Annotated in this window: 17 protein-coding genes and 1 pseudogene; 14 read left to right on the forward strand and 4 right to left on the reverse strand. The window is 58.9% G+C overall.

All coding sequences use genetic code 11. The annotated features are described in order from the left end of the window. Nucleotides 1-6 precede the first annotated feature (6 nt). The 5 genes from ABRP31_RS06705 to ABRP31_RS06725 all read left to right on the forward strand — a co-directional run bounded on the left by ABRP31_RS06705 (nt 7) and on the right by ABRP31_RS06725 (nt 6,770). Complete coding sequence (locus ABRP31_RS06705) at nt 7-2,874, forward strand: T6SS effector BTH_I2691 family protein (protein WP_108350207.1); 2,868 nt, start codon at nt 7-9, stop codon at nt 2,872-2,874. Between the two features lie 196 nt (nt 2,875-3,070). Then, the gene (locus ABRP31_RS06710; protein ID WP_325170069.1) at nt 3,071-3,907 is read left to right on the forward strand and encodes a DUF6708 domain-containing protein; all 837 of its coding nucleotides are present in this window, start codon (nt 3,071-3,073) and stop codon (nt 3,905-3,907) included. A 1-nt stretch (nt 3,908) separates the two neighbouring features. After that, entirely contained in the window at nt 3,909-5,330 is a 1,422-nt protein-coding gene (locus tag ABRP31_RS06715) for a T6SS effector BTH_I2691 family protein (RefSeq protein ID WP_249030604.1), read from the forward strand. Between the two features lie 296 nt (nt 5,331-5,626). Further along, a complete protein-coding gene (locus ABRP31_RS06720; protein WP_349809990.1) occupies nt 5,627-6,370 on the forward strand; it encodes a DUF6708 domain-containing protein in 744 nt (247 codons plus the stop codon). A gap of 1 nt (nt 6,371) precedes the next feature. After that, nucleotides 6,372-6,770 carry a hypothetical protein gene (locus ABRP31_RS06725; RefSeq protein WP_033482565.1) on the forward strand — a complete coding sequence of 133 codons (399 nt, stop codon included), beginning with the start codon at nt 6,372-6,374 and terminating at the stop codon, nt 6,768-6,770. Between the two features lie 44 nt (nt 6,771-6,814). Here ABRP31_RS06725 and mobH read toward each other — a convergent pair whose 3' ends face one another. Then, nucleotides 6,815-8,740, reverse strand: coding sequence for a MobH family relaxase (mobH, locus tag ABRP31_RS06730; RefSeq protein WP_104551740.1), 1,926 nt, complete (start codon nt 8,738-8,740; stop codon nt 6,815-6,817). A gap of 315 nt (nt 8,741-9,055) precedes the next feature. Here mobH and ABRP31_RS06735 point away from each other — a divergent pair, with 315 nt between their 5' ends. The 3 genes from ABRP31_RS06735 to ABRP31_RS06745 all read left to right on the forward strand — a co-directional run bounded on the left by ABRP31_RS06735 (nt 9,056) and on the right by ABRP31_RS06745 (nt 10,790). Next, nucleotides 9,056-9,682, forward strand: coding sequence for a hypothetical protein (locus tag ABRP31_RS06735; protein ID WP_015471990.1), 627 nt, complete (start codon nt 9,056-9,058; stop codon nt 9,680-9,682). A 12-nt stretch (nt 9,683-9,694) separates the two neighbouring features. Beyond that, a complete protein-coding gene (locus ABRP31_RS06740; protein WP_104551741.1) occupies nt 9,695-10,327 on the forward strand; it encodes an RES family NAD+ phosphorylase in 633 nt (210 codons plus the stop codon). A gap of 85 nt (nt 10,328-10,412) precedes the next feature. Beyond that, on the forward strand, nt 10,413-10,790 hold the full coding sequence (locus ABRP31_RS06745) for a DUF3742 family protein (protein WP_024420811.1): 378 nt from the start codon (nt 10,413-10,415) through the stop codon (nt 10,788-10,790). On the opposite strand, the pseudogene ABRP31_RS06750 reads toward ABRP31_RS06745, so the two are convergent. Next, a pseudogene (locus ABRP31_RS06750) lies at nt 10,760-11,325 on the reverse strand (conjugal transfer protein TraG N-terminal domain-containing protein); the annotation flags it as partial. The gene ABRP31_RS06745 and the pseudogene ABRP31_RS06750 sit on opposite strands and share 31 nt — an antisense overlap. Nucleotides 11,326-11,613: 288 nt before the next feature. Between ABRP31_RS06750 and ABRP31_RS06755 the strand changes: the two are divergent. Beyond that, nucleotides 11,614-12,612 (forward strand): LysR family transcriptional regulator, encoded by a 999-nt coding sequence (locus ABRP31_RS06755; RefSeq protein ID WP_050574453.1) that lies wholly within the window; start codon nt 11,614-11,616, stop codon nt 12,610-12,612. On the opposite strand, the gene ABRP31_RS06760 is transcribed toward ABRP31_RS06755, so the two are convergent. Next, nucleotides 12,570-13,316 (reverse strand): SDR family oxidoreductase, encoded by a 747-nt coding sequence (locus ABRP31_RS06760; RefSeq protein ID WP_024420813.1) that lies wholly within the window; start codon nt 13,314-13,316, stop codon nt 12,570-12,572. The two genes, ABRP31_RS06755 and ABRP31_RS06760, sit on opposite strands and share 43 nt — an antisense overlap. A 228-nt stretch (nt 13,317-13,544) precedes the next feature. On the opposite strand from ABRP31_RS06760, the gene ABRP31_RS06765 reads away from it, so the two are divergent. The 5 genes from ABRP31_RS06765 (at nt 13,545) to ABRP31_RS06785 (ending at nt 21,279) form a co-directional block, all read left to right on the forward strand. Beyond that, the gene (locus ABRP31_RS06765; protein ID WP_104551742.1) at nt 13,545-17,813 is read left to right on the forward strand and encodes an AMP-binding protein; all 4,269 of its coding nucleotides are present in this window, start codon (nt 13,545-13,547) and stop codon (nt 17,811-17,813) included. After that, nucleotides 17,810-18,562: an SDR family oxidoreductase gene (locus ABRP31_RS06770; RefSeq protein WP_024420815.1), complete on the forward strand. Its 753-nt coding sequence runs from the start codon at nt 17,810-17,812 to the stop codon at nt 18,560-18,562. Before ABRP31_RS06765 ends, ABRP31_RS06770 begins: the two co-directional genes overlap by 4 nt. A gap of 35 nt (nt 18,563-18,597) precedes the next feature. Continuing rightward, entirely contained in the window at nt 18,598-19,413 is an 816-nt protein-coding gene (locus ABRP31_RS06775; RefSeq protein ID WP_039588099.1) for a 2OG-Fe(II) oxygenase, read from the forward strand. A 118-nt stretch (nt 19,414-19,531) separates the two neighbouring features. Continuing rightward, on the forward strand, nt 19,532-20,380 hold the full coding sequence (serB, locus tag ABRP31_RS06780; RefSeq protein ID WP_157732755.1) for a phosphoserine phosphatase SerB: 849 nt from the start codon (nt 19,532-19,534) through the stop codon (nt 20,378-20,380). After that, nucleotides 20,377-21,279: a DMT family transporter gene (locus ABRP31_RS06785; RefSeq protein WP_211317321.1), complete on the forward strand. Its 903-nt coding sequence runs from the start codon at nt 20,377-20,379 to the stop codon at nt 21,277-21,279. Before serB ends, ABRP31_RS06785 begins: the two co-directional genes overlap by 4 nt. 266 nt (nt 21,280-21,545) lie before the next feature. On the opposite strand, the gene ABRP31_RS06790 is transcribed toward ABRP31_RS06785, so the two are convergent. Then, nucleotides 21,546-23,060 carry a conjugal transfer protein TraG N-terminal domain-containing protein gene (locus tag ABRP31_RS06790; RefSeq protein ID WP_104551743.1) on the reverse strand — a complete coding sequence of 505 codons (1,515 nt, stop codon included), beginning with the start codon at nt 23,058-23,060 and terminating at the stop codon, nt 21,546-21,548. Between the last annotated feature and the right edge of the window lie 5 nt (nt 23,061-23,065).

Genomic DNA, 23,065 nt, shown 5'->3' on the forward strand with positions numbered 1-23,065 from the left:
CAAGCTATGAACGTATCGGTTGGAGAGATTCAAAAAGCCAGTTGCCAGTTCTGCAACAAGAAAGGGCTGCCCGTTCTCCCGTTGCGCTATGCCTTGGCGCGACACGGAATGGGCGGGGCGCCAAGTGTCGCGTCGCCTTTCGTCGTTGCCGAAAAAGAACAGAGAAAAGAACAGTTTTCCTTGCCGAAAGACCTCGCCGACTACACGCTGCGGATATTGCGCGAGGGGTATCTTTACGTCTACGACGAATTCCGAAAGGAGTGGGCCGCCTATGTCGTGACGCAAGGCGGCTACTTGTTCGAGTTCGATCCGGATGCGCAAGTACCTCCCGGCGGTTGGGGCAAGGTGAACTTCAATTGCTCGCGGGCGGGGGATGCTTTCATCGCACGCTGCATCACGGTCAAGGATGCGGCGCGTGCGACCAAGATATGGCTCGGCTTCTCCGATGTGACGTGGACGCCGGACGTTCTGAAAAAGAATGCGGATGCGGCCTATCGGCAAGCGCATATGCGTTGTATCGATATCGCCCAGTGGCGTGCTGGCGGCGAGCTGAAGCACGCGGCCGATTTCTCCGAGCTCGCCAGCCGCGTGGCGGAGTACGCGACAACGCCCGAGAAGTTGCATGGCGAAACCAAGGCATACGTCAATAAATTGCTTCCAGTGCCTTTCAAAAGCGCTGGCGAACTGAATGGTAACGACGCGATTGCCAAGCGCGCCCGCCAGGCAAGCTCGAAATTGCTGCAGCAACTGCTTCCGGCTGCTGCAGGAGCGGCGCTTGCCGGCAAGGGCCGCGTGACCTCCGCCGCGTGGGCATTCTCCACGCAGCCGTTCTATGCCGATGGCAGCGACGCTGCGGAGATGGTCAAGTGGGCAACGCAAGCGGCGTCTCCGTTTCGCGCGGCCTTGGTGGCGCTGGACGACCCGGCCGGCGTGGCGATCGAACTCAACGGTCTGGCGCTGCAGCGCAGTACCGAGTTCAGCGAAGACCCGCAACGCAAGTGGAAGCATGAAACCGCAGTGCTGATCGATGCCCTGCAGGAAGCGGTGCAACACGGTGCTGTGGAAGATGATGTGCGCTGGAACACGGCCATGTCGCGCACAGCCGACGGCATGGCCAATATCGACGAATCGCAGAGTGTGGCCGATGCCGGCTCGTATCTGTGGACGTCGATGACCGAGGGGTCGCAGGCGGCGATGCGTGAGCGTATCGCAAAGCAGCAGCAGCGCGACCAGGCGCGTGCGCAGGAAGATGCCAGGATTCGTGAGCGCAGCGAGGCCAATGCCGCTGCGCTGGGCAAGGAGGAGTGGAAGAAGTACACGAAGTATTTCGACCAGAACGCACAGCGGCGCGTGGTGGAGCAGGAGTATCCCCAGCAACTGGAAGCGTTCGGCACCAACGTGCTGGCGAAGCTGGATGCGCCCTACATCGCGTGGCTCAAAAGCACGTCATTGTCGAACTATCTGAGCCATAACTTCGATCCCAATGCGCTGGACAGCGGCGCCTCCTACACCGCGCTGGCCACCCAGATGCTGTCCAGCGCTAGCGGCAGAGGGGCTGTCTTCGATTACCTGCTCGAGAGCCTGCAACAGGACCCGTCGAAACCCGAATCCTGGGTGTCGCGCGCATTGAACCTGAATTACGCGCCATTGATCCAGGCGACATGGAACGATGCGGCAAAGAAAGGCAGCGAGACCGACCCGTTCCTGCCCGAATTTGTCGAGAAATTCCACGACAAATTCAAGGACGTTCTGGTCGCCGGTGCCAAGGGAGAGCTGACCAAGCCGTACACCGATGGCATCGCCAGGCTGATGTACCAGTTGAGCGGGCCGATCGTGCACGAACTGGGCAAGGCCTTGGACAGCGGCGCCACGTTCGCCGCACTCGGCTTGCCATCGAAGTGGCAACTGGGGCTGCTGGGTGCGGTGGCGCGCTCGGAGAATCCGACCCTGCGGATGATCGATCTGCGCGGCACGCGGACCTTGAGCGAGGCCACCAAGCTGCTGGCGAACCTGGTGGCGTCGTTGGGCGGCGGCCAGGAGGGCGCACCGCGCGGTGCGGTGAGGCCGACGCTGCGGCCGGTGATGGACACCGCCGAACGTTACCCGTTCCGGGCGGTGATGCTGATCGACGAATCGAAGGTCGCGCAGCTGCAGGGCAAGCGCGGCGCTGCGTTGAAGGCCGGGATGTCGGACGTGCTGAGCGCCCAGCAGTTCGACACGCTGATGCAGGACACGGTGGGCAAGATCGCGAGCGTGGAGGTCAAGGTGGCGGTGGCGCAGGCGATCCTGTCCTCGATCACGTTGTACCTGTCGTACGGCAAACTGATGAAGGCCGAGGACGACAAGGTGTGGAGCGAACGGGTCAACATGGCCGGCGGGGTGATCGGACTGGTCGGTGGCCTGACCGAAACGACGGGCATGGTCCTGGAGAAAACGCCCTGGGGCCAGACCCGGTTGAGTTGGCAGTTCAGGTTCCAGGCGGTGGTGATCGAGTCGCGGGCGAGTTGGTTTACTGGGGCTGGAAAGCTGATGGGGGTGGCTGGTGGGGTGATTGGGGGGGTGTTGGCGATGAAGGATGGTGTTGAGAACCTCGACAAACATCCCGCAATTGGACTCACTTTGATTGTACTAGGAGTTGCGTCTATATCTGCCGCAGTTATGTTGGTTTTCCTGGCTTCGGCCGGGATAGGATTTATATTTGGATTGATAATTGCTGCTCTCATGGCGATTGTTTATTGGATTAAGCCAAATGCTCTACAGGATTGGTTGCTCGACACGCAGTATGGGCTGCCGAGTCAGGGGGGAGGTAAGAAATCTTCTTTTAAAAGTTTGGCTCAACAACAGATTTCCCTTGAAGCACTTTGTAAAGGTTGAGGTGTAACGTATGTATACGGGATGGATAAAGTGGTTTCCAAGGGGCTGGGAATTAAAGCGTGAAAATGAATATAGTATTCTTGCTAGAGGAAAGTGTGGCAATATAATCCCATCCCAGCGTCTCGGTCTTATTTCAATAAATTCCACCTTTATCGATTGGATCGATAGGCGGTTTTTGTACAGGGGCATGCTTAACATGTCTTTGGTATTTATGGTTGTGTTAGGGTTTGTGGCTTTTTCTATTTTTTGTGTCCTGAGAATGATGGATGAAGATAGCAACACTGCTGCTTTCGGAATTGCATCTCTGATTCCATTATTTGCAGGGTTAGGACTGTATGTGCTTTTCCTTAGGCATGAGTTTTTCTGCTTCGTTTATTACCCAATCCGCTTCAACCGTAAGACCAGAAAGGTTTACGTCTTCCGCGAAAAACGCGACGGCGGCCTGCTGATCGTTCCTTGGGAAGATGTTTTCTTCCACATCGGCCGCGGTACCGACATGAAGTTCCTGCGCGATATCCGCGGCGAGATTCTCGACGGCACTATCGTCAAGGACACCTTCGCACTAGGCCATTGCGCCGAGCGCGACGAGCCGGTCAAGGAGATGTGGGAGTTCATCCGTCGCTACATGGAAGAAGGCCCGGAGGCGGTGGCCGAGCATCCGATGGACAAGTATGTCGAACTGTCGGTGGCGCCGACCTGGAAGAACTGCCTGATCTCGGCGGTCGGCTTCACCAATGCGGACACGCCATTCAAGCGCGTGCTGCTCTCGCCCTTCATCTGCACCTTCACCCTGGTGCGCTGGCTGGTGTTCAAGAGCTGCAAGCAGCCGGTGTTCCCGCCGGAGGTGGAAGCCGAGTGCACGGTCGAACCGAACGATCCGAACATCTGGCCGGTCCCCACGTCGATCGGCGAGTTCGTGACCACCGTTCCTGGCTTGATGACCTATGCGATGCGCAAGGCCCAAGGCATCAGAACGCCGCCGGACGCGCCAACCGATCTGGCGTCGCAGTTCAAGGACTGGGGCAAGAAGTGACATGGCGCGCGTTGCGGCCTGGTTCGCGCTGGACGCAACTGCAACCGGCATCGCCTACACCGCGCTGGCCACCCAGATGCTGTCCAGCGCCAGAGCCAGCGGAAGAGGGATAGTCTTCGACTACCTGCTCGAGAGCCTGCAACAGGACCCGTCGAAACCCGAATCCTGGGTGACGCGGGCATTGAACCTGAATTACGCGCCATTGATCCAGGCGACATGGAACGATGCGGCAAAGAAAGGCAGCGAGACCGACCCGTTCCTGCCCGAATTTGTCGAGAAATTCCACGACAAATTCAAGGACGTTCTGGTCGCCGGTGCCAAGGGAGAGCTGACCAAGCCGTACACCGATGGCATCGCCAGGCTGATGTACCAGTTGAGCGGGCCGATCGTGCACGAACTGGGCAAGGCCTTGGACAGCGGCGCCACGTTCGCCGCGCTCGGCCTGCCATCGAAGTGGCAACTGGGGCTGCTGGGTGCGGTGGCGCGCTCGGAGAATCCGACCCTGCGGATGATCGATCTGCGCGGCACGCGGACCTTGAGCGAGGCCACCAAGCTGCTGGCGAACCTGGTGGCGTCGTTGGGCGGCGGCCAGGAGGGCGCACCGCGCGGTGCGGTGAGGCCGACGCTGCGGCCGGTGATGGACACCGCCGAACGCTACCCGTTCCGGGCGGTGATGCTGATCGACGAATCGAAGGTTGCGCAGCTGCAGGGCAAGCGCGGCGCTGCGTTGAAGGCCGGGATGTCGGACGTGCTGAGCGCCCAGCAGTTCGACACGCTGATGCAGGACACGGTGGGCAAGATCGCGAGCGTGGAGGTCAAGGTGGCGGTGGCGCAGGCGATCCTGTCCTCGATCACGTTGTACCTGTCGTACGGCAAACTGATGAAGGCCGAGGACGACAAGGTGTGGAGCGAACGGGTCAACATGGCCGGCGGGGTGATCGGACTGGTCGGTGGCCTGACCGAAACGACGGGCATGGTCCTGGAGAAAACGCCCTGGGGCCAGACCCGGTTGAGCTGGCAGTTCAGGTTCCAGGCGGTGGTGATCGAGTCGCGGGCCGGTTGGTTTACTGGGGTAGGTAAAATGATGGGAGTTGTTGGTGGAGTAATTGGCGGTGTGCTGGCTATCGTCGATGGATTTAAGACACTCGCAAAGCATCCTGTAATTGGAACTTTAATTATGTCGCTAGGATTTATTTCTGTTGTCGCCGCATTCTTGCTTCTTACCTCCGCTACGGGAATTGGAATAATAATTGGTTTAATTGTTGCAGTAATTATGGTTGTGGTATATTTAATTAAACCAAATGCATTGCAGGATTTTTTGATAGATACTCTTTATGGGAGGAGTGATGGGGGTGGAGAGAAGAATGGTTTCAAAGGTTTGGCGCAGCAGCAGATTGCATTGGAAAATATCGCTAAATCTTAGGTGGTCAAATGTTTACTGGATGGTCGAGACCTTTTAGAGTTGACAGGCCTTTGGAGGAGGGGGAAAAATCTTCGGCTCTTCTGCGGGACATGCAGGAAAATACAATTCCTTCTCAGCGGCTTGGATTGATAAATATAAACTCGTCATACATTGACTGGGTCGATAGGCGTTTCCTTTATCGCGGAATGTTGAATACCTCATTTGTATCCATTGGGGCGATTGGATTTATTGGAATTGCATTATTTCTTTGTTTTGAGTATTTTTTTGGCGACTTTACTGAGGGGGCTAAATGGGGTTTGAAGTTTCTAGTTCCTTTTGCGCTTCTGTGTGGGGCGGTTTTATACTGGGCCTTGCCTAGGTATGAATTTTTTAAATTTATCTACTACCCAATCCGCTTCAACCGCAAAACCCGCAAAATCTACGTCTTCCGCGAAGAACGTGACGGCGGCCTGCTGATCGTTCCGTGGGAAAAGGTCTTCTTCCAAATCGGCCGCGGTACCGACATGAAGTTCCTGCGCGACATCCGTGGCGAGATTCTCGACGGCACTATCGTCAAGGACACCTTCGCACTGGGCCACTGCGCCGAGCGAGACGAGCCGGTCAAGGAGATGTGGGAGTTCATCCGGCGCTATATGGAAGAAGGCCCGGAGGCCGTGGCCGAGCATCCGTTGGACAAGTATGTCGAACTGTCGGTGGCGCCGACCTGGAAGAACTGCCTGATCTCGGCGGTCGGCTTCACCAATGCGGACACGCCATTCAAGCGCGTGCTGCTCTCGCCCTTCATCTGCACCTTCACCCTGGTGCGCTGGCTGGTGTTCAAGAGCTGCAAGCAGCCGGTGTTCCCACCGGAGGTGGAAGCGGAGTGCACGGTCGAACCGAACGATCCGAACATCTGGCCGGTCCCCAAGTCGATCGGCGAGTTCGTGACCACCGTTCCTGGCTTGATGACCTATGCGATGCGCAAGGCGCAAGGCATCAGAACGCCGCCGGACGCGCCAACGGATCTGGCGTCGCAGTTCAAGGACTGGGGCAAGAAGTGACATGGCGCGCGTTGCGGCCTTGTTGGCGCTGTCGCGCACAGCCGATGGCATGGCCAATATCGACGAATCGCAGAGTGTGGCCGATGCCGGCTCGTATCTGTGGACGTCGATGACCGAGGGGTCGCAGGCGGCGATGCGTAAGCGTATCGCCGAGGAAGGCATCGCCTATTGGTTCGAGCACACCGGTGAAGCCGACAGCGACACGCGCGGCACGCACACGCTGGTGCTGTCGCGACACGCTGAGCGCGATCGTGGTCAGCGACGGCGACTTGGTACAGTCCGACCGCGATCAACGGATCAAGGTGCAGTCGCCATTCCAGCGCGGCGCCGACGCCAGCAGCGCGTCGACACCTCGACATCCGGTTTGACACTCATAGCCGTGGCTTTGAGATGGACGTGAATGCTACTGGCTCACACTCAAGCCCACCAATGGGAGGTACACCTTTAGGCATCAGGTGAGTTGGATGCGTCCGTGTGGATCGGCGGTTGTGAGTTTCCTTCCCGGAGCGTCAGGTAAGGGTTGTTTGGCGGAAGCTCCCCAAATATACCTTGCCAACGCTCAAGCAGGTAGCCGTGGAGCCGGCGCGATTTGCGGGGTCCGGTTACTTCGCACGTCCAGATGTTTAGGCCATTGGCTTGCTTACGATGTAGGTGCAATTTCTCAAATCTCTTTTGCGCCCACTGCCAATCTGCCATCTCTTCACGCTTGGCATAGTCAGCGATTTCAGGATGTTCTTGCGCATAGCGCTGAAACACACCTGGGCTTACCAGATAGACGGCATCCGCCACGATATGCACCAGCGCCTTAGCGTCGTTTATGACGAGTCGGCGCGATGCAATCGCCTGCTGCAGCCATGTCACGAAATGATCGGCTGACATTTGAGTTGCGGTGCTATTCGACTCATCCCTGGATGGTTGGGTACTGGTCGATATTGGATTTTTGTTCGCTGGGACGGACTCGCTCACCGTGTGAGGATTTCCGGGAGCTTCAGGCGTTTCCTGAAACGATGAGTTTCCTTGCTCATCGGCTTTCGGTTGATCTGATGCCCCAATCATTGCCAGCAGTTCATCCATCATATCCGGCGCATTTCTCGCTACGGGTTGTGTGCTCAAAGAAGGCTTCGATTCCAACGGCGGATTGGCTCGATCATCGGCGGTGTCCTGCATGGAAGAGTCAAGCAAGTCCGGCGCACTCTCGCCGTTTGCCTCGGCACCTTGGCCTGTTTCAACAAGCACCGTACCCGCGTAGGCGGCCGGCCGCTCACCAGCCTCCCAGATCAGAGCGGGCGAGAGCCGCAGTAACGTAAAGGCATGTGACCAGCCGCTTGAGCTGGTCACGGTTGCACGCCAGATCGCTTTACCGTCCGGTGCGGGCTGGAGCATGCTGTGCTCTTGAAGAACGTTGAACACAGCCGAATTGTTCGCTGGGATGCCGTCTATGCCTTGCGATAACAGGTGGGCACGCAGCTTGTCCGAGACGGTCTTGCTGACGAGCCAGAGCGCATCGTGCGTCAGCCAGCCATCGGACGCCTGGGGCTGATTTAGTTTCAACTCTTCCTTGAGCAGATAGCGCAGGCCGTCAAGCAGCTTGCGCTGCAGAGCATGCTTCGGTGCGGCCATCGCCTTTGCCGGATCTCCTCCCAGTTCTTGGGCGACGGACGCACGGTCGGCCTTGATCACCAGTTCCCCGAGCACCCCGGCATGCTCATACTGTCCTGCCATGATGTACAGCAGCGCCGCCCACAGCGATGGGAAGCCGCTGAGCCAGTCAAGGATGAAGCGATCGATCACCTGGTGGTACAGCAGGCCGGTAGCTGCACTGTGCAGGCGGTACTCGCGATCCTCTCGATAGCGGAATCGGTAGGGTTGCTTCAGCGGGCCATGCCAGGGGTGCCAGACACTGCCGTCGGCCTGCTCGACATGCAGATCAACAGCGATCTTGCCGATGTCGTGAAGCAGGGCGGCGTAGGCGGTGGCGGCGGTCCAGGCTTCGGCTTGTGCGGCCTGGTCTTCGGGTGTTGCGCCAGCGGGCAGCAGATAGGACTGCCGCAGCTTGAGCGCGTAGGCAACGATTTCAAGACCATGGTCGAGCATGCCGCCGTGGTAGGCATGGTGGTGGCTCTCTGAGGCGGGAAATTGCTGCACAAGCGCGGCGTAGCGCTCCAAGGGCGTGCGGTACAGCGTGTCGAACTGCTGGCGAGACAGCGACGTGCGCTGCCAAATGTGTTCCAGCAGCTTCTGACGGCGCGGGGTGGCGAGCAAGGACGCGGCCGTCTCCGGCCGCGTCAGCCCTTTCGGGAGGTCGGTGGTGGGTCCTGGCGACGCAGCGGCAGCGACCGAAGCCCTTTTTCGCTGGAACAGGGAGAGCATGTAGGTGTCCTGATAGCGGGCCGTGCGGGAGGCCTTTTAGCCTTTTCGGGGTAGGGCCTTTCCCCTTGCACCCCATTCCCTTGCCATTTCTGCCCTTTGGTCTTTAACCGTTTCGGTATAGCGAGGCGCAGATTGCGGCTCCAGCGTCAATGTGGAATCCGCTTTTGTGGATTGGGCGGCGACCCTCTGTGCTGGCTCTGCCTATGCTGCGCGGACGCCGTTTCAGCCAAGAGGGTTTTATCAGGTGACAAAGTTGACAAAGGCGACAGGGGAGACTAGGGTGATTCCTGTCTTAAACCTGCCTGGGAGATGATCATGTCCAATTCCATTGAATTAATTGCCGACCGTTTGCCGCGCGTCACGGTGGAGGATGTGCGTCGCTTCGCCGCCATTGTTGATATCCGAGATGCCGGGGCTTTCGCGGCCGAGCTGCAGGCGTTCGTCCATGAGCGTGTAGAGGCGGTGGAGCTTCCCGCCCGCCTGGAAATGGAGACGATGGAACAGACCTTGGCACGCAAGGCGGCCGCGCTGCGCGCCGAGACGCGCTGGGCACCGAATGAAACCGAAGTCCAGCGTGGCCGCACCGCGTTGCTGAAAACCTTTAACCAGCCGCATAACCTGCCGATCCCCGAATTCGCCAAGTTGGCTGACAAGTCGCGTCAGCAGATCTACAAGGACATCCTCGCCCGTCGGTTGCTGGCACTGAACGTGGGGCCGCGCGGCCAGAAGCTGCCCGACTGGCAACTCGACCCGGTGAAACAGCAGTTGACCCAAGCCGTCCTCCAGGAGGTCGAGGGCATCGACAACTGGACGATTTACGGTGCGCTTTCCGAACCGCTCGAAGGCTTGGGCGGGCGTTCGCCGGTAGATGCGGTGACGCCAGACTCGATCGACAAGGTGAGCGAGGCCGTGTTCAACGTGCTGGGCGTTCAGGTGCATTGAGGTGAGACTGCCATGCGTCACGAGTTGCCGTTGTTCCTGATCAATGCGGGTGAACTGCTCCAGCATGTGAGCCGCATCGTCTATCGGGGCAGCCCGCTGCACTATGGCCGCAGCAGCACCAACCGCTACGACGACCCGACGAGGTCCTACGGCGTGCTCTACCTGGGCCCCGACCTACCTACGGCGCTGATGGAATCGGTGTTTCACAAGCACCAGTGGCTTGCGGACACCACGCGCTCGATCACGCTGCAAGAAGTCCAGGGTCGGATGGTGCGCGCCGTGGGCGTTTTGTGCGACTTGCGCCTAGCCGATCTCACGGCACCGGGCGTCATGGCGGGCTACTTCGGCTTGAACCTGGAGCAATTGGCCAGCCGCGACTACACGCACACACAGCAGGTATCCACCCAGGTGCATGCGATGCTCGGAGACGACGGCCTGCCGCTGTTCGACGGGGTGCTCTATCCGTCGCGCAACAACTATCCCGCGAAGAGCATCGCCCTGTTCGAGCGTGCGGAAGCGAAAGTCAGGGTCATCAAGGACATCGATCTGGTTGACCACGTGGACTGGCCGGGTTTCGTTGCCACCTATCGCATCGGTGTGGAGCCCGACCCTGGGCCGGTGGAACCGGATGACGAAGCGTCCTGAAGCAGCAAAAGAGTACATTGAGGCCCCAAGCAGAGTGAATTGGACCAGACTGGAATAGGAATTCCTCGTGTAGCAGGAGACGATCATGAACACGACAACCCGCATCAGTACCGCAGAACGTCTCGGCCGCAGCGTTGGCCGTGGATGGCGCGCCTATGTGCGCGGCGAGCGAAGGTTGTCGAGCTGGCTCGCCTTTAAAGGCGTGCCTGTCGTTGGTGCCGCGTTGGCGTTGTGGGTGGTCAAGCTGACTGCGCTGTGCCTGCTGTTCTACGTTGCTTCCTGGCTGGCGGTTTTGCTGCTGTTGGGAGTTGCGGCGGCATGGATGGCAGGTAGTTTGGCTAGAAGGGACGACCGCTGGGCACAACAGGACGAACTGCGCAATGGGGAGGCGGGCTTCGGACTGTATTCGTCCTCCGGTCAAAGGATCGACCCTCACGACCCGAACGACCCGTTTGATGGCTGAGGTTTGGCTGGCCCGTCACAGCGCCTTCCGGCTACCTTGTTTACACCTGCCCCTGCGGTATCACGCGCTTCCTTGAAGCCGACGGCAGGGTTCTGCGCTATCACTCCAACCTTGACTCGGCCACCCCAAGGGCGCGACCCAAAGGTCGGTAGGATCAAGAACATCTTCCCGTGACGAAGTTCAGCAGCATGTCGCCGAGTGCGTTGTTCAAGCCGATCATCGGATTGAAATTGTTGTGTGGCCGGTTCCAGCCCTATCGTAGAGCGCGTCCAAGATTGTGCTGTCGATCCAACGGGCCAACTGGAACTAGAAATCCAAGAGGAACAACCCGAACTGCGCCACGCTGACGGTGACGACTGTCTTGAGGTCGTAGGTGCCGACGACCAATACCAGCGAAATGCAATCACCAACGCCATCTTGAGCAGCACGAGCAACATGGGTAGGGCCAGGCGCGCTACGTGCATGGCGGGGAATATTGCGAGTTTCCAACGGCCATTCCCATGTCGCCTGCCGCGCGCGTCACGATGTTCGGCAAGATGAATAGCCCCGGAGCGATTCAGTGCTGCGTAGCTCAAGGACATAGAGTTCAAGAGGCGTGTTTGCATGAGCTACGATCAGGAAGAAACCGGGTTTGCGAGACCACGCTGGACTATCGCGCAGACGTAACGACTGCCGAGTGTCCGAATGACGTGGTCGCAGGGAGGCAAGTTGTCTACTTTTAGGCAAGCACTCCGATATGGATTGTTGCGTATGGTAATAATGAGGTGGAATTTATAATTGCTAAAAAATATGAATTAAGCACTAATAAAAAGGATGTTTTTATATGTCAGAGCCTAGTCGTCATTCCCTCAAAGCCGTGTCAACCCTGCCTATCTCTGAACATCGACTGGAAATTCGCCATTTACGATATTTCAAGGCGGTCGCAGAAGAGTTGAGTTTTACCCGTGCAGCCGAAAAGCTGCATATGGCCCAGCCACCGTTGAGTCAGCAGATCAAACAACTCGAAGATGAGCTGAATGTGAAACTGCTTGAGCGCGACACTCGGCCCATCCGTCTGACCGAAGCGGGGGAGCAGTTTCTGCTCAGGGTCAATTCCATTCTGGCGGATATCCATAACAGCATTCGCGACGTAAAGGGCATTGCCGAAGGGCGCAGTGGGCGTCTGGTGATAGGGTTCGCGGGCTCGGCCATGTACAACGGTTTACCCGAAGTGCTGGGTCTGTTTCAGCAATGCTGTCCGGGGGTGGAGTTGGCATTCAAAGAAATGCTTGCCGCCGAGATATCCCCTGCGCTCCTGACGCGCAGCATCGACATAGGCTTCGCCCGCCCCCCTATTAACGAGAACCCGGCGATCCATCAAAAACTGCTGTTGAACGAACCTTTGGTCGCGGCCGTCCCGGCATGGCACCGACTGGCCGGGCGCGGGCGCATCAGCGTGACGGACCTGCACGGCGAAAAAGTCGTGCTCTACCCCCGTTATCCTCTTCCCAGCCTGACCGATCTGATCCTGAACACGCTCGACGCAGCGTCGGTCAGGGTGCACATCGTGCAGCCGATCGAGAACCTGCAAGCGGCCCTGGGTCTTACGCGAGCCGGCGTGGGGTTGACATTCGTGCCTCAGAGTGTGGGCGCCGAGCAGCGCCAAGGCATTGTGTTCTTGCCCATTGAGGGGGATCTACTGCGCTCGCCAATGAGCGCCGCCTGGCTAACCGAAAACTGCACGGCTGCGGTACACAATTTGTTACCGATGCTCGACCTGGCCGGTACATGGCTGCAGGCTCAACGCCCCCCAGCAACGGGAACAATAGCGCCGGTTACGTAAGTTGCTGCAGATGAGGCAAGCCAGGCAACGCAGTCTGCAACCTCTTCGGGTTGACCGGCCCTCTCCATGGGCACCGCCGTCGCCAGGGTGGCCGCCCGGTCGGGCTTGCCGGCGGCGGCGTGCAGGTCTGTCTCAATGAGCCCCGGCGCCACGGCGTTGACTCGAATACCATCGCCGGCTACTTCTTTAGCCAAGCCATGGGTGAGGCTATCGATCGCGCCCTTGGTGGCGGCGTAATGGATCCACTCGCCGCCGCCACCCAACTGTGCAGCACGCGAAGAAACGTTGATGATTGACCCCCCATGCCCGCCTCGGGAATAGCCCATGCGCCGGACGGCTTCACGTGCACACAGGAACGCGCCAAACACATTCACCTGGAAAACCCGCTGCAACTGTTCGAAGGTCAGCGCTTCGAGCCGGCAAAAGCCTTCAGTGATTCCAGCGTTGTTGACCAGCAGCGTCAACTGCTCGCCCTGTTGATCCAGCATATTGAACAGGGTCAGTACCTGTTGTTCGCAGGCGATGTCCAGTTGCATTGCCTGCGCCTTACCGCCTGCCGCAACGATGGTGTGGATGACTCGCTCGGCGGCGGTGGCGTCCCGGGTGTATGTCAGGACCACGTGATAACCGAGCCCCCCAAGCTTCAAGGCAATGGCAGCGCCGATACCGCGACTCCCACCAGTCACCACTGCAAGTTCTGCCATAAAAGACCTCTTCTACTGTAGGTAAGTTAATTAATTTCCACATATATAAGCGATTTGTTCTGGCTGTCAATAGGTCACATACAGTATATGCCGGTTCTATAAAAACATACTTCATCAGTATTGGACGATCGCCTCGGCCCTGCCTAGCCTTTGTTGCCAGTTCGTTGCGTAGTTGCTTCCGCGCCCCGTTATTAGATCAATGGGGAAGTATTATTACAGGGAATAAATATGTCGGGACTACTAATTACTAAGTTAGCCAATTGGATAAACCGCACGCCTGAGCAAGTCGCCTTGTGTGATGCTTACCGGCAGATTAGTTGGGAAGTACTGGGCCTTGAGGCTAGGGCATTGGCCCATAGACTGGTCGAGTGCGGGGCAGGGCACGGCAAACTGGTGGCCGTGGTCGGGCCCAGAAACCTGGAGATCGTGATTGGGTTGGTGGCTGTCATGTTCAGCGGCGCGACCTACACGATAATCGAGGTGGCTGACCAGCAGGAGGAGGCCACCGCCCGGCTGGCGCAGATTGGAGCCGACCTCGTTATTGCGACCGGAGGCTATGGCCTGGAGTGTGACAACGTTGTGCGTTATCACTTTAGCGCAAGCCAGGCCCCTGTACCCTCCATCACGCTGCCTTGTACCGCAGACGCTGCCGCCTACGTGCTGTACACCTCGGGTACCACCGGTACCCCTAAGGGCGTCGCGGTATCCCATGACAACATTGCGCATTACTGCCGCGGTATTACTCAGGTGTTGGGAATCCGCGATGGCCTGCGTTATGCCCACGTGAGCACGCTGGCGGCGGACTTGGGCAATACCGGGCTGTTTTTGGCGCTGTGGACCGGTGGCAGCCTCTATGTGGCCGACGACGCCGAACGCAAAGACCCGCAAGCGTTGTGCCGGCTATTGAGCGAGCGCAACATCGATATGCTGAAAATCACGCCTACCCATTGGCGCACAGTGCTTGAGCAAGCCGGGGGCGGTACAACCCGGCGCCCGGAATTGGGCTGGTTGTTGCTCGGGGGAGAACCGCTGAGCGCGGCGCTTGCGCGGGCCACGTTGGCCAGTGGCGCGGTAACCCAACTTTTTAATCACTATGGCCCGACTGAGGCCACCATCGGTATCAGTGTTCAAGCCGTGGAGCCGGGTGCCTGGCTCGATAGTCTCAAGGGCAGTGTGCCCATGGGGCGGCCTCTGGGTGAAACAGAGATCCGCATTTACAACCGTGAAGGCGTTCACTGTGCGCCTGGGGAAGTTGGCGAACTATTTATCGGTGGGCCGCAGGTGGCACTTGGTTACTGGAAGCGCTCAGACCTGGATGCCGGACGCTTCGTTGAGCTTGACGGTCGCCGATTCTACCGCTCCGGAGACCAAGTGCGATTGGACGCCCAGGGCCAGTTGCAATTTGTTGGCCGGGCAGATCGGCAAGTCAAGGTCAATGGTTATCGGGTCGAGCTGGGTCATGTCGAAGTGGTCCTGCAACGCATTCTGGACGCGCGCGCTGTGGTGGTTCATCACCGCTACGATGAGCGCGATTACCTGCTGTGTGCCTACGAAGGCGTGCACCAAAGTGCCGCGCAATTGCGTAGCGAACTTTCCAAGACCCTGCCCGGATATATGGTGCCGTTTCGCTTCGATCACTTGGCAAAGTTGCCGATGAACGCCAACGGTAAACTCGACATCGTCGCGGTAGAACAGCAGTTACTCGCCAGCTTCACGGCGGCGCTGGCGGACGCAGCCCAAGCCCAGCCCGTTGGCGATAACCCGTCTGACAAGGTGAGGGGGATTTTTCAGCGCCACTGCCGGGCGATGACCGTGAATGCTACGAGCGATTTCTTCGATTTAGGCGGTGACTCTCTGGATGCCGTGCGGCTGATCTCTGAGTTACAACTCGAGGGGTTCGATGTCACCGCCCGCGCGTTTCTGGGCAACCCGACCCTCAACGGGCTGTTGGACCAGTTACGCTGCGCCACGCAGCAAACGACCGACGACACTGGGAGCGAGCGTGAGACCCACCCCTGCAAGGCCGGCCCGGCACAAGAATGGTTCCTGCAGCAGGACTTTCGCGAACCGAATCGGTGGAGCCAGTCCATGCTGGTCGAAGCCGGCGTGCGGCTCTATGCAGACCGGCTGCAGCGTGCCTGCCTGCAAACGCTTCAAGCACATGAACTGCTGCGATCTCGCTTTTGCTATGACAGCATTGAACACGCCTGGGTGTTCGAGGCTGTGCCGGCTTACGAACATGTGTTTTCCTGCTGGGAAGCAGATGCAGCCGTGGACGACCTCGCTGCACTGCTGAATCAGCGCTATGCCGCCCTCGAACAGAAGTTGAATGTCAGCGCAGGTACGCTGTTTTTTGTAGAACTGATTCGTGCAGGGGGTAAGCAGTACCTGCTACTTGTGGCACATCACTTGGCGGTCGATGTAGTGTCCTGGAGTTTGATCCTGGATGAGCTGACGGTGCGTTATGTCAACGATGGCCAGGCGTGTCCGCTTCGCTCGTTGAGCTACGCCAATTGGACACGGCATTTGCACGAGCACCAGGCTCAGTGGGCCGCAGATGCAGGCTGGTGGCATCAGCGCCTGTCCGTCACGCAGCCGCAAGCCTTCGAGGCGGGTACAGAAGCGGATGCACACACCGCTTGGGTTTCGTTCAGCCGTAGCGAAACCGCACACATTATTGAACGTGCAGCCGCAGCGGGCATTTCGATCGACCAATACTTACTGGGCACCTACCTGCAATTGGCCAGCCTTCATTGGCCGGAGCCGGTTCTCAACGTCACAGTGGAAAGCCATGGGCGGCTCAGCCTGAGCGACGAGGTGGATGTATCACGCACGGTTGGCTGGTTTACTGCAGCCTTTCCAGTCGCGGTGCCAGCAAGCGATCTGCTACACGCACCGGCGCTGGTGGTCGGTCGAGCCTTGGCACAGGTTCCCAACCTAGGTCATTCGTATGCCTTGTCCGGGTTGCCGTCCACCGCCACCCGTCATTGCTTCAACTATCTGGGCAGAGCCCGGTTGGGCCTGCGCGACGATCTGCAACTGCGTCCTGCTGCCGTGGCCTACCAAGGGGTGCGCGGGCGCGATAACCATCGCGTGAATCAGTTCAAGCTGACCGGCAGGCTGCTGGAAGAACAGTTGATCCTGGACTTGAACTTCAATGCACGGATGAGCAGTTCCGCCCAAATGCAGGCGTTCGCGCAGGGGTTGCGGCATGCGCTGCTCGGGGCGGACGCCCAGCCAGCCGGCATTTATCTGAGTTCAAGCAGCTCCAGCGGCGCTTTATGGAACATTCCCGCGCAGGCGTTGCCAGCAACCACAGGCTTTGCGACCGATACGCCCGTCAATGCGCCCGGCACTATTTTGTTGACCGGCGCCACCGGCTTCATTGGGGTGCACATACTGCGCGAGCTGCTCGAGCAGAGTTGCGCGACCGTGCACTGTCTGGTGCGGGCTCCTTCGCAAGCGGATGCCCAGCAGCGGCTTACGGAAGTCTGGGCACACTTCTTCGGTCACAGCCAGCCGCTCTCTGCTATCGAGCGCGTGCGAGTGATTGTTGGTGACATGCGTCAGCCTCGTCTCGGTTTGGCGCAGATCGATTGGGACCATTTGGCCTCCACTGTGGACGCGGTCTATCACTTTGCAGCCGACACGCGCTTGGTGGGCAGCCGCGTGGACATGCAACGCAGCATCGTTGCACCCGCCTATGAGCTCATCCGCTTTGTGGAGGCCGGCAAGAGCAAGGTGCTACATTTTATGTCTACGTTGGCCGTGGGCGGTTGTTACCGAGGCAAGCTGGCGGCGCGATTCGATGAAGATGCCCTCGATGTCGGTCAAGACTTTCTGAATGAGTACGAGCGCAGCAAATTCTTGACCGAAGGCATTGTTCGGGAACTGGCCCATCGCGGGCACAGCGCGTTCATCTATCGCTCCGGGAATGTGACAGGGCATTCACAAACTGCTCTGTTCCAGCGCAATGCCGATGCCAACCGCTGGGTGCAGTGCGTGAATGCGATCGCCCATGCGGGAATGGTACCGGTCAACTACAACGAGCCTTTAGTGCTTAGTCCGGTCGATACCGTTGCCCGTGGCATCGTGGTGCTCTCGCTGGACAGCAGCCTTCCCAGCGGCACCTATCACGTCGAGTCACCCTTCTCGATATCGCCCGGCCTATTCGTAGACGCGCTTCAAAAGCTGGGTATTCCCGTGGCACGCACCGTTGCAGGCAGCCTCAAGGAGGCGCTGGAGCGGTCCGGGAAAACCGCTTTGGCGCCGGTCGCGCTCGGCTTGTTTTGGGCATCGCGAGAGCCCCGCAACATTATCTACGACCATTCCCGAACGCTGTCACGGCTGTCAGCCCACGGAGTGGAATTCACTGAGCTGTCGCACGACTGGGTATTGAGGTTCGTGAAGCGCCTGAGCGATCTGGGCCTATTCCGTCAGGCGCAGCCGGCAGCATTTAATGCAAGTGTTCAACGCAAGGAGTACAGCAGGACATGACTAACCACATGACAGTCGCGGTATCAGGCGGCACCTCTGGCATCGGCCGAGCGATAGCGCAAAACCTCGCGCAATCAGGTATTCAGGTGGCCATCAGCGGGCGTAATCAGGACAGCCTGGAGCAGATCTGCGCGGCTTCCCAGCAGCCCGGAGGCATCATCGGCGTAGCGGCAGACGTACGCGATGTCACCCACGTGGAGCAACTGTGGCGCGCGAGTGAACACAACTTCGGCGAGCCGCCGAGTGCCTTTGTGCTCTGCGCAGGTAGGGGCTTGCCCGGCTCGCTGCTCACCTCGGACCAGGCGCAATGGGAGGAGCTGATTGCTATCAATGTGCTTGGCGCGATGCAGCAATTACGCGCCGTGGCCAAAGCGTTCAGCGAGCGCGAGCGCAGCAGCGATACGGTGCAGGACATCGTCGTGATCGGCTCCACCGTTGGCCGCACGTTGTCCGCGGGCAACCCCGTCTATGGGGCCACCAAGTTCGCCCTGCATTCTCTGGTGGAGTCGCTGCGCCAGGAACTGGCCAGCAGCCTGATCCGCGTCACTCTGATTGAGCCTGGTTTCGTGCGCAGCGGGTTCCAGCAGTCCGCAGGTTACGACATGAACGCCTTCGACACGCTGGAACGTGACCTCGGCCCGTTCCTGAGCGCTGAGGATGTAGCCCGCTCCATCCGTTTCGTGCTCGATCAGCCGCCCCACGTGCATATCGATGACATCCGTCTGCGTCCCACCCGCCAGCGGGTTTGATCCTACGTATTTTTTTCCCAATGAGGACTAAAGGCATGAACGTACAAGTAAAACCGGCAAGAAGAGAAATCGCTCCGGCCATCGTCGCCACGGAATTAACGACCGACACGCTTCTCGAACTGTCGATGCGCGAGATCGGTGCCATTCATGTCAAGGGCTATTACCCGGTAGACGTTGCTGATCGGGCAGCGTCCCGGTGTATCGACCACCCGAAACTGGGCCACTACAACAAAAAGTACACCAGCAGCGTGGGACGCATCTGTACACCTCATATCGACTCGGAATGGGATCCGTTGGCAGCGCGCAAGTATCACGATGAAGCAGTGGAAAACATTCAGGACCTACGCACGCTGTTTGCTCCGCATCTGACGCCGGCCGACAAAATTCGCCTGCAATTGCAGGAGTTCTGGCCGGGCGGTGCAAACATTCAGCGCTTGCACGGACATAGCTGCTTTGTGGGAGCCATCCGGGTATTCAGGCCTTCCTCATCGCGCTTTTATCCGCATAACGACACCATCATCGAAGAGTCGGATGCGCCTGAACTGGCCGGTATTGAAGAGCAGATGGTCGCTAATATGTACTTACGCACCCCCAAGCAGGGCGGCGACCTGCAACTCTGGTTGCGCGACCCGACCCCCGAGGAAATGGTTAAAATCCGCGACGTTGAAGGCCTGCTGCCAGATGAGGTCGAGCAAGCTCCGCTGGTGATCCATCCCGATGCTGGCGATTTGATCATTTTTAGCTCGCGCATGCTGCACGCCGTTACGCCCAGCGATGAGAGTTATCGTATTGGCATGGCAGCGTTTATCGGTTGCTATGGCAGTGATCGACCGTTGACTTATTGGAGCTGAGTTTTCAGCAACGGCAGGGCGCCGCTACACCGCGCGCGTCACCTCGGCGACACTTATGAAACGATACCTGATCTTGTTTGGCTCAGATCTGCAATCACGTAGTGGCCTTGTGCGATGGATGAAAGAGGTCGGTTTCGCGGGGCCACGTGTTGGCCCCGGGTTTCTGTTCACTCCTTGGCTTGACCGCCATGAGGGGGGACGCGGGGATCTTTTCTTCGCGTTGCGCCAGCACGAAATCGACTTTGCGGTGGTACCGGGGGGCCTGACCTTGAGGCGCTTTCGCCTGTTAGCTTGCGACATGGATTCCACCCTCATCGAGAGCGAAACCATGGTGGAACTGGCCAACCTTGCCGGGGTAGGGCAGCAAGTCAGCGCACTCACCCTCCAGGCGATTACGGATCCTGGGCACGACTACGCCGCCAGCATGCGCTATCGAATCGGCCTGCTGCGCGGAACGGCGTTAAGCGATGTACACGAATTGATCGAACATTCCTGCCCGCTCGCTCCTGGTGCACGCGAGTTGATCCACGCAGCGGCAGCGGCCGGCCTTCGCAGCGCTATCGTCAGCGGCGGCTTTCAGTTGGTTGCGCAGCCGCTTCGCCAGGCACTGGGAATTGACGAGGCGTTTGCACATGAGTTGGAGATCGCCCATGAGACCCTTACCGGCACGCTACTCGGCGAGGTGATCGACGCCCAGGGCAAAGCTGACATCCTGGCCAGTCTTTGCAAGCGCAACGGCTTTTCGCCGCAGCAGGTAATTGCCGTGGGGGATGGTGCCAACGATCTGGAAATGGCCAGGTTCTGCGGCCTGTTTGTAGGTTTTCGGCCACAGGCAGCGCTGCTGCCGGCGTGCGATATCGTGCTGGACCACACTGGGCTCGACGGCATAATCCATGCCTTGGCGTGTAGCGAGCAGATTGGCAGTGAGGCGTTCCCTCACAGCCTGCATACTGAGGGTGTTGAGTGAGGAAATGCCTGAAGGCGTTACGCAAGCGTGCGGATCTGCTGATCTGCTTAGTGTTCTTGCTGCTGTGGTCGTCCGGGTTTTCCATTGTCAAAGTGGGACTGAACTACAGCAGTCCATTATTGTTTCTATGGTTGCGCTATGTGCTGGTGGTACTGGTGCTGTTGCCGCTGGTGTTCCTGCAAAAGCCCCCCTTGCCTAAAGGCCGGCAATGGCTTGGCCTTATCGCCATCGGCATGCTCATGCAGTGCGTTTACTTTGCCGGGACTTACCTGGCGATAAGTGCGGGAATTTCCGCAGGCCTTTTGGCGCTGATCGTATCGATGCAGCCGGTGCTGGTCGGTGTGGCCTCGCCGCTGCTGCGTACACCGCTGGCTCGTCCTCAATGGATGGGCATGTTGTTGGGGTTCGCTGGCGCAGCGGTGGTCATCCTGAGCAAGTCGCAAGTGGAGCGCTTCACCGCGTTGGGCATGGGCTTGGCGTGGCTGTCGTTGCTGGGTCTTTGTGGCGCCGTGCTCCTGGAGAAAACCCTGGAGCCGCAGCCGGTGCTGGTGTCGTTGACCGTTCAGTATGTGTTGGGCCTTGTGGTGGTCGCGCCATTGGTGCTGAGCCTGGAAACCACGCACCTCGTTTGGACTTGGCCGCTGCTCGGGGCGCTCGGTTATCTGGCGTTATGCAACTCGCTGCTGGCTGTGGCGCTGCTGATGTTGATGATCCGGCGCAACGAGGCGGCTAAAGTATCAGCGGTGTTTTTTTTGGTGCCTCCCTGCGCCGCGCTTGTCGCTCTCGTACTGCTGAATGAACCGATGCCAGCGCTGGCTTGGGCCGGCGTGGTGCTAGCAGCGGCTGGCGTGCGGCTGTGCACTAAGCCAACGGATGTGCAGCCCCAGGAACGGGCCTGATGATCACAAAGCCATCAATAAAAACAGAGGGTGCTGAGACGACGCTTACACACCGAAGAACAAATCGGCCTTGAATTCCTCTATGAAGATGTGCTTGCCAATGCTAAGCACAGCTAGGCTGTAAATGTCCCATTGGCTCTCCCTTTATCAGGTCTTCCATTTTGCGCCCATTACTCAATGCAATGGGCACAAGCTTGCCCTCACGACGCATGTCGATCAGGGATGTGTTGGGATGACGCTTCGATGACTGAGGTTTGGCCTATCAGTCACAGCACTTTGCCAGCTACCTTGTTTACACCCACCCCTGCGCTATCACGAGCTTCCTTGGAGCCTACGGCAAGGTTCTGAGCGATCACCCCGGCCTTGATCCCGACCCACCCCAACGCTGCGACCCAAAAAGTCGGCAGGACCAAGAACATCGTCCCGGTGACGAAGTTCAGAAGCATGTCGCCGAAGGCATTGTTCAATCCGACCATCGGATCGAAGTTATTGTGCGGCCGGTTCCATCCCCAGCCCCATCCATAGAGCGCATCAAGGATGGTGCTGTCGATCCAGCGGGCCAACTGGAGCCAAAAATCGACGAAGAACAGCGCGAACTGCACGACGCTGACCGTGACGACCATCTTGAGGTCGTAGGTGCCCACGACCAATACCAGAGGAATGCAAATCACCAACGCCATCTTGAGGAGCGCGAGCACCATGGGCAGGGCCTGGCGCACCACGTCCATTGCGGGGAATGCTGCCAGTCCCCCAACGGCCATTCCCACGTCACCTGCCGCGCGCGTCACGATGTTCGGCAAGGTCTTGTCGATCTGGCCACCGTAGTCTGTATAGACCGAGCCTTGGTTGAGTTTCTGCTGACGCGGCGAGGCGATCGCGCGAATCACCGAATCGTCCACTTGGCTGCGGCTCAGGAATCCAGCCCAGCCTGCAAGCCGAGTGAGAAGGCCGGGGTCTACCTGGCCCAGAAGCCGTGCCCGCAGGCCGTTGCTGCCATCGGCCCACCATTGCCGGCAGTTCGGGTAGCCGCCGCTAGACACATGCGCAAGCCCTGCATCGCGGTTGCTGTCGTAGGGCCAGTCCTCGCGCGGAGTGCTGGAGCGATAGATGTCGTAGTAGCCAGCCGTGTCCGTGAAGAAGCGCGAGCCGATCCAGGTGACATCATGCATCTGCTCTTCGTCGAGCTGCGGGCTCTGCATGAACAGCTTGGCACGGGCCGGCCCATAGCAGTCGTGCGTGAAGTCCGCCACCTCCTGAGCCAGCACCGGGTCGTCGATACGCGTGGCATTGATCTCCATCCGCATTTGCCGCAGATCGGTGCCGCAGGGGATTGCCGCAACAGAAGCGCCCGTGACAGCGCGCGAGAGCGCGTGGATGAAGGCCCACCACACCGGCAACTTTGCGCTTTGATTGTTGAGGGTCGAGAAGGACTGCGACCAACCTGTGTCGGCCGGCTGCGGCACGCTGACCTGGCACTGCGCGGAGCGTGAGCTGTCGTACTGGATGGTGTTGAGGTCGACGTCGATGAAAGGGATGCCAGCAAACATCACCACCACGATGGCGACGAACACTCGGTTCTCGATGCGCGCAGCCGAGAGCACGCCCTTGTTGCCTTCGTCGGCACCTTCCGTGCGGGCCTTGAGCCATTCCTGCACGATGATCGCCACAAAGGGCAGCGCAAATACCCCGCTGGATACCAACACGGCCCAGATGCCGTTATTGACGATCCAGGAGACAAGGGTGAGGTAGTACTCCAGGTAGTCGGTGGTGAAAAGCGTCATTGCCT

The organism is Pseudomonas caspiana (genome assembly GCF_040224095.2).
In the GTDB taxonomy this organism is placed as follows: Bacteria; Pseudomonadota; Gammaproteobacteria; order Pseudomonadales; family Pseudomonadaceae; genus Aquipseudomonas; species Aquipseudomonas caspiana.